At 75.9% G+C, this 13,666-nt stretch carries 1 protein-coding gene; it reads right to left on the reverse strand.

Annotated features, from left to right (window positions below):
* On the reverse strand, positions 1-13,662 hold a 13,662-nt coding region (locus tag Voc01_RS53855), incomplete at its 3' end, for a type I polyketide synthase (RefSeq protein ID WP_275423841.1).
* Positions 13,663-13,666 lie beyond the last annotated feature (4 nt).

Below are 13,666 nucleotides of genomic sequence, written 5' to 3' on the forward strand. Positions count from 1 at the left end.
CGGGGAGATCCCGAAGAACGCGGGGTCGAACTGGGCGGCGTCGTACAGGAATCCGCCCTGCCGGGCGTAGCCGTCGACCGCGTTGCCGATGTGCTCCCAGCCCCGGTCGGTCGGGAACCCGGCGACCGCGTCGACGCCCTCGGAGACCAGCTGCCACAGGTCCTCGGGCGACTGGACGCCGCCCGGGTAGCGGCAGGCCATGCCGACGATCGCCACCGGCTCGTCGGAGGCGGCCACCGTCCTCGGCGCCGAGGTGACCACCGACGCGCCGAGCAGCTCGTCGCGCAGGTGCGCGGCCAGCACGGTGGCGTTCGGGTAGTCGAAGACGAGCGTGGAGGGCAGCCGCAGCCCGGTCGCCGTCTGCAACCGGTTGCGCAGCTCGACCGCGGTCAGCGAGTCGAAGCCCAGCTCCCGGAACGCCCGGTCGGCGCCGACGTCGCGGGGCGAGTCGTGCTCGAGGACGGCCGCGGCCTCGGTGCGGACGAGGTCCAGCAGGATCCTGAGCGCCTCGTCGGTGGAGGCCTCGCGGAGCCGGCCGGTCAGCGGGCCGGTGTCGGCCGGCTGCGGCGCGGCGCCGCGCAGCGCCTCGACCACTCCCGGGACGCCGGACAGCAGCGGGCTCGGGCGGTGCAGACAGAACGCCGGCGCGAACCGGTCCCAGTCGACGTCGGCGACCACGACGCAGCCGTCACCGGACCCGACCGCGCGGGCGAGTGCCGGCACGGTGAGGCTCGACGGCATCGCCCGCAGCCCGCGGCGGGCCAGTTCCCGCCGCACGCCCTCGTCGGTGGCCATGCCGCTGTCGGCCCACGGCCCCCACGCGATCGCCGTTCCCGCGAGACCCCGCGCGCGGCGGGTCTCCACCAGCGCGTCCAGATAGGCGTTGCCGGCCGCGTACGCACCCTGCGAACCGCTGCCCCACACACCGGAGATCGACGAGAACACCACGAACGCGTCCAGCGTGCCGGTCAGCTCGTCCAGGTGCTTCGCGCCCTCGACCTTCGCCGCGGTCACCGCGGCCAGCTCCTCCACCGACAGGTCCGCCAGCGGTGTGTCCACCGCGACCCCCGCCGAATGCACCACCGCCGTCAGATCCGGCACCGACGCCACCAGCGCCGCCACCGCGTCACGGTCGGCGATGTCGCACGCCACCACCTCGGCGTCCAACTCGCCGGCGAGGTCGGCCGCACCGGGCGCGTCCAGCCCACGCCGCGACACCAGCACCAACCGCTCCGCACCGTTGGCCGCCAGCCACCGCGCCACCTCGGCACCCAGCCCACCGGTACCACCGGTCACCAGCACCGTCCCGCGCGGCCGCCACCCGGCCGACGTGCCGGCCGACGGGGCGGGCACGAGCCGCCGCACGAACACGCCGGTGTCGCGGACCGCCACCTGGTCCTCGCCGGTGACGCCGGACAGCACCGCCGCCAGCCGACCACCGGCCCGGGTGTCGAGCACCGGCGGCAGGTCGACCAGCCCGCCCCAGCGGTGCGGGGACTCCAGAGCCGCCGTGCGACCCAGGCCCCACACCTGCGCCGAGGCCGGGTCGGTGAGCGCGTCGGAGCGGCCGGTCGACACCGCGCCGCGGGTCAGGCACCACAGCGGCGCCTCGACGCCCGCGTCGCCGAGCGCCCGGTACACCGCGAGCGTGCCCGCGACGTCGTGCAGGGACACCACGCCCTCGGCGGGCGCGTCCGCGGTCCGGTCGGCCAGGTCGACGACGTGCGCGCCGGCGGCGACCAGCGCCGCCGCCACGTCGGCGCCCGCACCGGGCGGCGCGGCCAGCAGCCACGTGCCCGGGAGCGTCGCCGGCGGCAGCTGCCCGTGGGGCTGCCAGGCGACCCGGTACCGCCAGGAGTCCACAGTGGACCGGTCGCGGCGGCCGCGCCGCCAGGTGGCGAGCGCCGGCAGCACGTCGCGCAGCATGTCGCCGTCGAGGTTCAGGGTGCCGGCGAGGGCCGTGAGGTCCCCGCGCTCGACGGCGGTCCAGAAGTCGCTGTCGGCGTCCCCGGCGTCGGGCCGCGCGAACAGCGGTCCGGTGATCTCCGGCCAGTAGCGCCGGTACTGGAACGCGTAGGTGGGCAGGTCGACCCGGCGGGCGCCGGCGAGCACGGCGGCCCAGTCGACGGCGACGCCGCGCAGGTACGCGCCGGCGAGCGCGGCCATCACCGCGGTCGGCTCGTCGCGGCCCCCGCGCAGTGCCGGCAGGAACTCGCCGGCCCCGACGCACGCCTGTCCCATCGCCGAGAGCACCCCGTCGGGGCCGAGCTCGACGTACGTGGTGACCCCGGCGGCTTCGAGCGCCGTCATGCCGTCGTGGAACCGCACCGCCTCGCGGACGTGGCGCACCCAGTACTCCGGCGTGGTCGGGTCGCCCTCCAGCGTCGACACGACCGGGATGGCCGGGTCCTCGTAGGACAGCCCGGAGGCGACCCGGAAGAACCCGTCGAGCATGTCGGCCATCAGCGGCGAGTGGAACGCGTGGCTCACCGTCAGCCGCTTCGCCTTGAACCCCCGGGTGACGGATAGGACGGTCTCCTCGTCACCGGACACGACCACCGACCGCGGCCCGTTCACCGCCGCGATGCTCACCTTCGCCTCCAGCCCGGAAAGCAGCGGCAGCACCTCCTCCTCGGACGCCTGCACGGAGACCATCGCCCCACCCGCCGGTAGGGCCTGCATCAGCCGCCCCCGGGCGGCGACCAGCGTCGCCGCGTCGGCCAGCGACAGGATCCCGGCCACGTGCGCGGCCGCCAGCTCACCGATGGAGTGACCCGCCAGGTAGTCCGGCCGCACGCCCCACGACTCCAGCAGGCGGAACAGCGCCACCTCCACCGCGAACAGGCCGGTCTGCGTGTACACCGTCTGCGAGAGAAGTTCGGCAGCGTTGTCGGAGGAGTCGCCGAACACGACGTCGCGGACCGGCCGGTCCAGGTGCGCGTCCAGGTGCGCGCAGACCCCGTCGAACGCCTCGGCGAACACCGGGTAGGCCTCGTACAGGCCGCGGCCCATGCCCGGCCGCTGCGACCCCTGGCCGGTGAACAGGAACGCGACCCGGCCGTCCTGGCGGTTGCCCCGCACGACGCCCGGCGCGCTACCGCCGGCCGCGAGCGCGGCCAGCCCGTCGAGCAGGTCGTCGCGGTCGGCGGCGAGGACGGCGGCGCGGCGCGGCAGCGGCGACCGGCCCGTCGCCGCGGCGAACGCGACGTCGGCGGCGGTCCACCCCGGCACCCGCGCGAGGTGTTCCCGCAGCCGCGCGGCCTGCTCGCGCAGCGCCTCGTCGGAGCCCGCGGAGACCACGACCGGCACCACACCGACGGGACCGGATGCCGGCGCCTCCGTCGACGCGGGCGGCTCCTCGATGATGGTGTGCGCGTTGGTGCCGCTCATGCCGAACGACGAGACGCCCGCCCGGCGCGGACGCCCGGTCTCCGGCCACGACCGCGCCTCGGTCAGCAGCTCGACCGCGCCGTACGACCAGTCGACGTGCGGCGACGGCTCCTCGGCGTGCAGCGTCTTCGGCAGCATGCCGTGGCGGATCGCCATGACCATCTTGATGATCCCGCCGACGCCGGCCGCCGACTGGGTGTGGCCGATGTTCGACTTCAACGACCCGAGCCACAACGGCTCGGTACGGTCCCGGCCGTACGTGGCCAGCAACGCCTGCGCCTCGATCGGGTCACCCAGCACGGTGCCGGTACCGTGCGCCTCCACGACATCGACGTCCACAGTGGACAGACCGGCGCCCGCCAGCGCCTGCCGGATGACCCGCTGCTGCGCCGGACCGTTCGGAGCGGTCAGACCGTTCGACGCGCCGTCCTGGTTCACCGCGCTGCCCCGCACGATCGCCAGGACGGGGTGCCCGTTGCGGCGCGCGTCGGACAGCTTCTCCACCAGGAGGACGCCGACCCCCTCGCCCCACCCGGTGCCGTCGGCACCGGCGCCGAACGCCTTGCACCGGCCGTCCGCGGCGAGCCCACCCTGCCGGTGGAACTCCACGAACGTGCCGGGCGTCGACATCACCGTCACGCCACCGGCCAGCGCCAGCTCGCACTCGCCCTGCCGCAGCGCCTGTACCGCCAGGTGCAGCGCGACAAGCGACGACGAACACGCCGTATCCACCGTGACCGCGGGACCTTCCAGACCGAACGTGTACGACACCCGTCCGGAGAACACGCTCGCCGCATTACCCGTCCCCACATGCCCCTGCAGCCGGCTGTCGCCGGAGCCCCACAGGAGGCCGCCGTAGTCCTGACTGTTCGTTCCGACGAACACACCCGTCTGCGAGCCGCGCACCGACGACGGCGCGATGCCCGCCCGTTCGAAGGCCTCCCACGACGTCTCCAGCAGCAGCCGCTGCTGCGGGTCCATCGCCAACGCCTCCCGCGGCGAGATCCCGAAGAACCCGGGGTCGAACGCCGCCGCGTCGTAGAGGAAGCCGCCCTGCCGGGCGTAGCCCTCCGTCTCGTTGTCGAGGAACTCCCAGCCGCGGTCGGACGGGAAGCCCGCCACCGCGTCCGTGCCCTCGGACACCAGGCGCCACAGGTCCTCCGGCGACCGCACGCCGCCCGGGTACCGGCACGCCATCCCCACGATCGCCACCGGCTCGTCCGACGCCGCCACCACGGTCGGCGCCGACGTCACCACCGACGCGCCGAGCAGCTCATCGCGCAGGTACGCGGCCAGCGCCGAGGCGTTCGGGTAGTCGAAGACGAGCGTCGAGGGCAGCCGCAGCCCGGTGACCGCCTGCAGCCGGTTGCGCAACTCCACCGCGGTCAGCGAGTCGAAACCCATGTCGCGGAACGCCCGGTCGGCCTCGACCTCGCCCGCCGACGCGTGCCCCAGCACCGAGGCGGCCTCCGCGCGCACCGTCTCCAGCAGCGAGCGCAACGCCTCCTCGGGGGATCCGAAACTCATGAGGCCGGCGCCGTCCGGGGCCGGCTCGGCGGCCAGCGCCCGCCGCACCTCGGGCAGGTCGCCGATCAGCGGGCGGGCCCGCTCCAGGCAGAACGCCGGCGCGAACCGCTCCCAGTCGACGTCGGCGACGGTCACGCACGTCTCGTCGCCGTCGAGGGCCCGCTGCAGGGCCGCGACGGCGAGGGCCGGCGCCATCGGGTTCAGCCCCCGGCGGCGCAGGTTCCGGGTGACGTCGGCGTCGGCGGCCATGCCGGCACCGGCCCACGGCCCCCACGAGACGGCCGTGGCCGCCAGCCCGCGGGCCCGGCGCGCCCCGGCGAGGGCGTCGAGGTAGGCGTTCGCGGCCGAGTAGGCGGCCTGCCCACCGCCGCCCCACACGCCGGAGATCGAGGAGAACACCACGAACGCGTCGAGGTCGCCGGTCAGCTCGTCCAGGTGCCGGGCGCCGTCGACCTTCGCCGACAGCACGGCGGCGAACTCCGCCGGCGTGGTCTCCGCGAGCGACCGTCCACTGTCGACACCGGCGGCGTGCACCACCGCGGTGACCGGGTCGGCTGCGAGCAGGCCCGCCACGGCGTCGCGGTCGGCGACGTCGCACGCGGCGACGGTCACCCGGACGCCGAGCGCGGTCAGGTCGGCGGTCAGGTCCGCGGCGCCGGGTGCGTCGGCACCGCGGCGGCTGGTCAGCACCAGGTGCTCGGCGCCGGCGCCGGCGAGCCACCGGGCCACCTCGGCGCCGAGCGCGCCGGTGCCACCGGTCACCAGGACCGTGCCGCGCGGCCGCCACGCGCCGGCGGCGGCCACCGACGGCGCGCGCTCCAGGCGGCGCACGAACACACCGGACGGCCGGACGGCGACCTGATCCTCGGACCCGGCCCCGCCCAGCACCGCGGCCAGGCGGGCGGCGGCGCGGCCGTCGAGGGACTCCGGAAGGTCGACGAGTCCTCCCCACCGGCCGGCATGCTCCAGCCCGACGACCCGCCCGAGGCCCCACACCGCGCCGCCGGCGGCGTCGGCGAGCGGGTCGGCGCGGCCGATCGACACGGCGCCGCGGGTGGCGATCCACAGCGGCGCGGCGACGTCCGCGTCACCGAGCGCCTGGACGAGGGTCACCGTCGCGGCCAGCGCCGCGCCGGGGTCGGTCACCGCGCCCAGGCTCAGCACCCCGTCGGCGGCGCCGCCGGCAAGCGCGGCCCGCAGCCGCTCGGCCACCGCGGTCCGGTCACCGCCGTCCGTGTGCAGCGGGACCACGTGGGCGCCGCCGGCGACGAGGGCCCCGACGACGTCGTCGACCGGGTCGACCGCGAGCCAGGTGGAGCCGGCCAGGGTTGCGGCGGGCAGGTCGCTGGCCGGCTTCCAGGTGACCCGGTACCGCCAGGTGTCCACAGTGGACTTCTCGCGCCGGTCACGGCGCCAGGTCGACAGCGCGGGCAGCACGTCGCCGAGCGCGTCCGGCTCGACCCGCAGCGTGCCGGCGACCGCGTCGGTGTCGCCGCGCTCCACCGCGGCCCAGAACTCGGCGGCGACCGGGTCGGCGGCGACCGGGCCGGCTCCGGCCGGCGCCGCGCCGACCGTGGCCGTCGCGGCGGCGGGCCAGAACCGCTGACGCTGGAACGGATAGGTCGGAATCTCGATCCGCCGGGCGCCGCGGAGGTCCCAGCCGACCGGAACACCGTGCGCGTACAGGGTCGCCACGGCGGTCGTCAGCGTGAGCGGGCCGGGGCGGCCGGACCGCATCGCCGCGGCGAACACCGCGGGACGCGTCACGCAGTCCTGCCCCATCGCCGACAGCACCCCGTCGGGCCCGAGCTCCAGGTACGTGGTGACCCCGGCCGCTTCGAGGGCCCGCATGCCGTCGTGGAACCGCACCGCGTCGCGGACGTGCCGCACCCAGTACCCCGGTTCGGTCACGTCACCGGAGGCCGCGATCGGAATCGTCGGCGCCCGGAACGCGAGCCCTTCCACGATCTCGCGGAACTCCCCCAGCATCGGCTCCATCAACGGCGAGTGGAACGCGTGGCTCACCGTGAGCCGCTTCGCCCTGAACCCGGCCGTCACGGCGAGGACGGCCTCCTCCTCACCGGAGACCACCACCGACCGCGGCCCGTTCACCGCGGCGATGCTCACGTTCCCCGTGAGCAGCGGCAGCACCTCCTCCTCGGTGGCGCGGACCGCGACCATCGCGCCGCCGGCGGGCAGCGCGGCCATCAGCCGGCCGCGCGCGGCGACCAGCGCGGCGGCGTCGGCCAGCGACAGCACCCCGGCGACGTGGGCGGCGGCGAGCTCCCCGACCGAGTGCCCGATGAGGTGGTCGGGTCGCACACCCCACCGCTCGACGAGCCGGAACGCGGCCACCTCGACCGCGAACAGCGCGGCCTGCGTGTAACCCGTGTCGTTCAAAGCCTCGGCAGCGTCATCGGAGGAGTCGGAGAACACCAGCTCGCGCAGCGGCCGGTCGAGGTGCACGTCGAGGTGGGCACATGCCTCGTCGAAGGCCTCCGCGTACGCGGGGTACGCCTCGTACAGGTCGCGGCCCATGCCGGGGCGCTGCGACCCCTGGCCGGTGAACAGGAACGCGAGCCGCCCCGTGCCCCGGACTCCGCGCACCACGTTCGGTGCCGGGGCGTCCGCGGCCACCGCGGCGAGACCCGCGCGCAGGTCGTCGACGCCGGCGGCGACGACGACCGCCCGGTGCTCCAGGTTCGACCGGGTGGCGGCCAACGTGTGGGCCAGGTCGAGCGGGTCGGTGTCGACGGCGCTCACGTGGGTCCCCAGCAGGGCCGCCTGCGCCCGCAGCGCGTCCGCACCGCGTCCCGACAGGACGAACGGCAGAGCCGGCGGCCCGACCACGGACTCGCGCTCGACGGCGGCCCCGGCGGCGACCTCGAGCGGCGCCTCTTCGATGATGGTGTGCGCGTTGGTGCCGCTCATGCCGAACGCGGAGACGCCGGCGCGGCGCGGCCGGCCGCCGGTCTCCCACGGGCGGGCCCCGGTGAGCAGCGAGACGGCGCCGGCGGTCCAGTCGATGTGCGGCGACGCCTCCTCGGCGTGCAGCGTCCTCGGCATGGTCCCGTGGTGGATGGCCATGACCATCTTGATGATCCCGGCCACGCCCGCGGCCGACTGGGTGTGGCCGATGTTCGACTTGAGCGACCCGAGCCACAGCGGCGTGTCCGCGGAGCGGTCCCGGCCGTAGGTGGCCAGCAGCGCCTGCGCCTCGATCGGGTCGCCCAGCACGGTTCCCGTGCCGTGCGCCTCCACCACGTCGACGTCCACAGTGGACAGCCCGGCGTTCGCCAGCGCCTGGCGGATGACACGCTGCTGCGCGGGTCCGTTCGGAGCGGTCAGACCGTTGGACGCGCCGTCCTGGTTCACCGCGGAGCCACGCACCACGGCGAGCACGGGGTGGCCGTTGCGGCGCGCGTCGGACAGCCGCTCGACGAGCAGCATGCCCACGCCCTCGCCCCAGCCGGTGCCGTCGGCGCCCGCGCCGAACGCCTTGCAGCGCCCGTCGGACGCGAGCCCGCGCTGCCGGCTGAACTCCACGAACGCGGCCGGCGTCGACATCACCGTGACGCCGGCCGCCAGCGCCAGGTCGCACTCGCCCTGCCGCAGCGCCTGCACGGCCAGGTGCAGCGCCACCAGCGACGACGAGCACGCCGTGTCGACGGTGACCGCCGGGCCCTCCAGCCCGAACGTGTACGACAGCCGGCCCGAGACCACGCTCGCCGAGTTGCCGGTGGCGAGGTGACCCTCGGCGTCGGTGCCCGACGCGACGAGCAGCGCGGCGTAGTCCTGGTTGTTCATGCCGACGAAGACGCCGGAACGGCTGCCCCGCACCGACTCGGCGGGAATGCCGGCCCGCTCGAACGCCTCCCACGCGGTCTCCAGAAGCAGCCGCTGCTGCGGGTCCATCGCGAGCGCCTCGCGCGGGGAGATGCCGAAGAAGCCGGGGTCGAAGTCGCCGGCGTCGGCGAGAAAGCCGCCCGCGCCGACGTAGCTGGTGCCGGTGGTCCCGCCGGTGTCCACAATGGACTCCAGGTCCCAGCCGCGGTCGGTGGGGAAGCCGCTGATCGCGTCGACGCCGCCGTCCACCAGCCGCCACAGGTCCTCGGGGCTGCTGACCCCGCCCGGGTAGCGGCAGCTCATCGCGACGATCGCGATCGGGTCGTCGTCATGGGAGACGGCGTTCCTCACCGCGACCGTCTGTTCGACCGTGCGCGCCGCCGCACCGCCGAGCTCCGGGCCGAGGTGCGCCGCCAGCGCCCGCGGCGTCGGGTGGTCGAAGACGAGCGTGGCCGGCAGCCGCAGGCCGGTGGCCGCGGTCAGGCTGTTGCGCAGCTCCACCGCGGTCAGCGAGTCGAAGCCGAGGTCGCGGAACGCGACGTCGGGCTCGACCCGGTCGGCGGTGGCGTGGCCGAGCACGGCGGCCGACCGCTCGCGGACCAGCTCCACGAGCGCGTGGTCGCGGTCGGCGCCGGACAGCCCGGCGAACCGGTCCGCCGCGGCGGCACCCGCCGCCGGTGCGGCCTCGCCATCGAGGACCCGGCGCACCTCGGGCAGGTCGGCGATCAGCGGACGCGGCCGTTCCAGGCAGAACGCCGGCGCGAACCGCTCCCAGTCGACGTCGGCGACGGTCAGCTGGGTCTCGTCGGCGTCCAGGGCGTCCTGCAGCGCGGCGACGGCCAGCTCCGGCGTCATCGGCATGAGGCCGCGGCGGCGCAGCTGCTCGGCGGCGCCGTCGGCGGCCGCCATGCCGCCGCCGTCCCACGGGCCCCAGGAGACCGCCGTCGCGGTGCGGCCGGTGTGGCGACGGTGCTGGGCGAGCGCGTCGAGGAACGCGTTGCCGGCCGAGTACGCGGCCTGGCCGCCGCTGCCCCAGATCCCGGAGATCGAGGAGAAGAGCACGAACGCGTCGAGGTCGCCGGTCAGCTCGTCGAGGTTGATGGCGCCGCGCACCTTGGCGTCGACGACGTCGTGGACGGTCCGGGCGTCGGTCGCGTCGAGGACGGTCGACCGGTCGGTGCCGGCGGTGTGCACCACGACGTTCACCGCCGGCAGCTCCGCGAGCAGCGCGGCGAGCGCGGCGCGGTCGGCGACGTCGCAGGCGGCGATCGTCACCCTGGCCCCGAGCGCGGTGAGCTCGGCGCGCAGGTCGTCGGCGCCGGGCGCGGCGGGGCCCTGCCGGCTGGTGAGGACGAGGTGCTCGGCGCCGGTGCGGGCGAGCCACCGGGCGACGTGCGCGCCGAGGGCACCGGTGCCGCCGGTCACCAGGGCGGTGCCGCGGGGACGCCAGCCGGTGCCGGTGCCGGTGCTGAGGGTGCGGCGCGGCGCCCGCACGAGGCGGCGGCGGAAGACGCCGGCGTCGCGCAGCGCCACCTGGTCCTCCCCGCCGTCGGCGAGCGCGGCGGCGAGCTGGGCGGCGGTGCGGTCGGACGCGACGGCGGGCAGGTCGACCAGGCCGCCCCAGCGCTGCGGGTGCTCCAGCGCGACGACCCGGCCGAGGCCCCAGACCAGCGCCTGCGCCGGGTCGGTGAGGCGGTCGCTGCCGGTGGTGGCGACGCCGCCGCGGGTGGCGAGCCACAGCGGCGCGTCGACCTCCGCGTCGCCGAGGGCCTGCACGAGCGCGAGCGTGCCGGCGGCGCCGGTGGTGAGCGCCGGCAGGCCGGGCGCCGGCTCGCTGTCGAGGCCGAGCAGCGACAGCACGCCGGTCACCTCGCCGACCGCGCGGAGGGCGGCCGTCAACGCGGCGCGTTCGGGGACGGCAGGCACCGGCAGGGTGACCACCGTCGCGCCGTACTCCTCCAGCGCCCGCGCCGCCGTGGGCGCCCATCCGTCGGCTCCGGGGGTGACGACCACCCAGGTGCCGTGCAGCGACGGGGGCGCGCCACCCGTGACCGGCTGCCAGCCGACCCGGTACCGCCACCGGTCGACGGTCGAGCGGGTCTGCTGGCGGCGCCGCCACCGCGACAGCACCGGCAGGGCGGGCGAGAGCATGCTCAGCGACAGCTCGCCGTCGACCTCGAGGGTGCTGGCCAGCGCCGCCAGGTCGCCGTGCTCGACCGCCTCCCAGAAGCGGCTCTCCACGGAGCTGACCGCGTACGCCCGCTGGCCCGGCTTCGGCCAGTACCGCTCCCGCTGGAACGCGTACGTGGGCAGGTCGACGGCCTCGCCACCGGCCAGCACCGACGACCAGTCGACGGCGGTGCCGCGTACGTGCAGCCCGGCCAGCGCGGTCATCGCGGTCAGCGGCTCGTCGCGCCCGCGACGCAGGACCGGCAGGAACACGCCGTCCTCGACGCACGCGCGTCCCATCGCCGAGAGCACCCCGTCCGGACCGACCTCGACGAACGTGGTGACCCCGGCGGCGGCCAGGGTCCGCATCCCGTCGGCGAAGCGCACGGCGTCGCGGACGTGCCGCACCCAGTACTCCGGGGTGCTCACGTCGCCGGACGCGACCACGGGGACGGCCGGCCTCGCGTACGACAGCCCCGACGCGACGCGGCGGAACTCGTCGAGCATCGGCTCCATCAGCGGCGAGTGGAACGCGTGGCTCACGGTCAGGCGCCTGGCCTTGAACCCCTCGGTGACAGCCAGGACCTCGTCCTCGGCGCCCGAGACGACCACGGACGACGGCCCGTTGACCGCCGCGATGGAGACGTTGGCGGTCAGCAGCGGCAGGATCTCCGCCTCGGAGGCCTGCACCGACACCATCGCGCCACCGGCGGGCAGCGCCTGCATCAGCCGGCCACGGGCATTGACCAGCGTCGCGGCGTCGGCGAGCGACAGCACCCCGGCCACGTGCGCGGCGGCCAGCTCACCGATCGAGTGGCCGGCCACGTAGTCGGGCCGCACGCCCCACGACTCCAGCAGCCGGAACAGCGCCACCTCCAGGGCGAACAGCCCCTGCTGCGTGTTCACGGTCCGCGCGAGAAGCTCCGGGTCGTCGCCGAGGACCACGTCCCTCAGGCCGGCGTCGAGGTGCGCGCACACCTCGTCGAACGCCGCCGCGTAGACGGGGAACGTGTCGTACAGGTCGCGGCCCATGCCGGGGCGCTGCGAGCCCTGGCCCGTGAACAGGAACGCGAGTGGACCCGTCGACGCGACACCGCGCACGACGTTCGGCGCGTCGTCGGCGCCCTCGGCGAGCGCGGCCAGGCCGGCCGCCAACGTGTCGGGGTCCGACGCGACGACGGCCGCGCGGTGCTCCAGACCGCCGCGCGTGGTGGCCAACGAGTAGGCCAGGTCGACGGGGCGGGCGTCCGTGCGGTGACCGGCCAGGGCGCGGGCCTGTGCCCGCAGGGCGTCGGCGGTGCGGGCCGACAGCACGTACGGCAGCGTGGCCGGGGCCGGCGCCGCCGGGGTCTCCGGCTCGTCGACCTCGACCTCGGGGGCCTCCTCCAGGACGGCGTGGGCGTTGGTGCCGCTCATCCCGAACGACGACACCCCGGCCCGGCGGGGGCGGCCGGTCTCCGGCCAGGTCCGCTGCTCCGTCAGCAGTTCCACGTCGCCGGCCGACCAGTCCACCTGCGGCGTCGGCTCGTCCACGTGCAACGTCTTCGGCAGCACGCCGTGGCGCATCGCCATGACCATCTTGATGATCCCGCCGACCCCCGACGCCGCCTGGGTGTGGCCGATGTTCGACTTCAGCGAGCCGAGCAGCAGCGGCCGGTCGCGCTCCTGGCCGTACGTCGCCAGGATCGCCTGGGCCTCGATCGGGTCGCCGAGCTTCGTGCCGGTGCCGTGGGCCTCGACGGCGTCGATGTCGGCGGCGGTCAGCCCGGCGCGCGACAGCGCGGTCCGGATGACGCGCTGCTGCGCGGGTCCGTTCGGCGCGGTCAGCCCGCTCGACGCGCCGTCCTGGTTCACCGCGCTGCCGCGGATGACGGCGAGCACCGGGTGGCCGTTGCGGTGCGCGTCGGACAGCCGCTCCAGGAGCAGCAGGCCGGCGCCCTCGCCCCAGCCGGTGCCGTCGGCCGCGCCGGCGAACGCCTTGCAGCGGCCGTCGGAGGCCAGGCCGCCCTGGCGGGTGAACTCGACGAACCCGGCCGGCGACGACATCACCGTCACCCCGCCGGCCAGCGCGAGCGACGACTCGCGCAGCCGCAGCGCCACCGACGCCAGGTGGATCGCGACCAGCGACGACGAGCAGGCGGTGTCGATCGTGACCGCCGGACCCTCCAGCCCGAACGTGTACGCCAGCCGCCCCGACGCCACGCTGACCGAGTTGCCGGTGGCGATGTGACCGCTGACGTCCTCGTCGGAGTTCAGGAACAGGCCGGCGTAGTCGGGGCTGTTCGTGCCGACGAACACGCCGGTCTGGCTGCCGCGCAGCGTCGCCGGGTCGATGCCGGCCCGCTCGAACGCCTCCCACGCGGTCTCCAGGAGCAGCCGCTGCTGCGGGTCCATCGCGAGGGCCTCGCGCGGGCTGATCCCGAAGAACCCGGCGTCGAAGCGGCCGGCGTCGAACAGGAACCCGCCCTGCGCGGTGCTCGACGAGGTGTCGAGGCCGGCGAGGTCCCAGCCGCGGTCGGCGGGGAACGGGGCGATGGCGTCGGTTCCGGTGGAGACCAGGTCCCACAGCTGCTCGGGTGAACCGGCGCCACCGGGGTAGCGGCAGCTCATCGCCACGATGGCGATCGGCTCCTGGTCGCGCTCCTCGACCTCGCGCAGCTTGCGGTGCGCCTGCCGGAGCTCGCCGGTCATCCACTTGAGATGGTCGAGGAGTTTCTGCTCGTTGGCCACTGTT

Source organism: Virgisporangium ochraceum (assembly GCF_016863655.1).
GTDB classification, from domain to species: Bacteria; Actinomycetota; Actinomycetes; order Mycobacteriales; family Micromonosporaceae; genus Virgisporangium; species Virgisporangium ochraceum.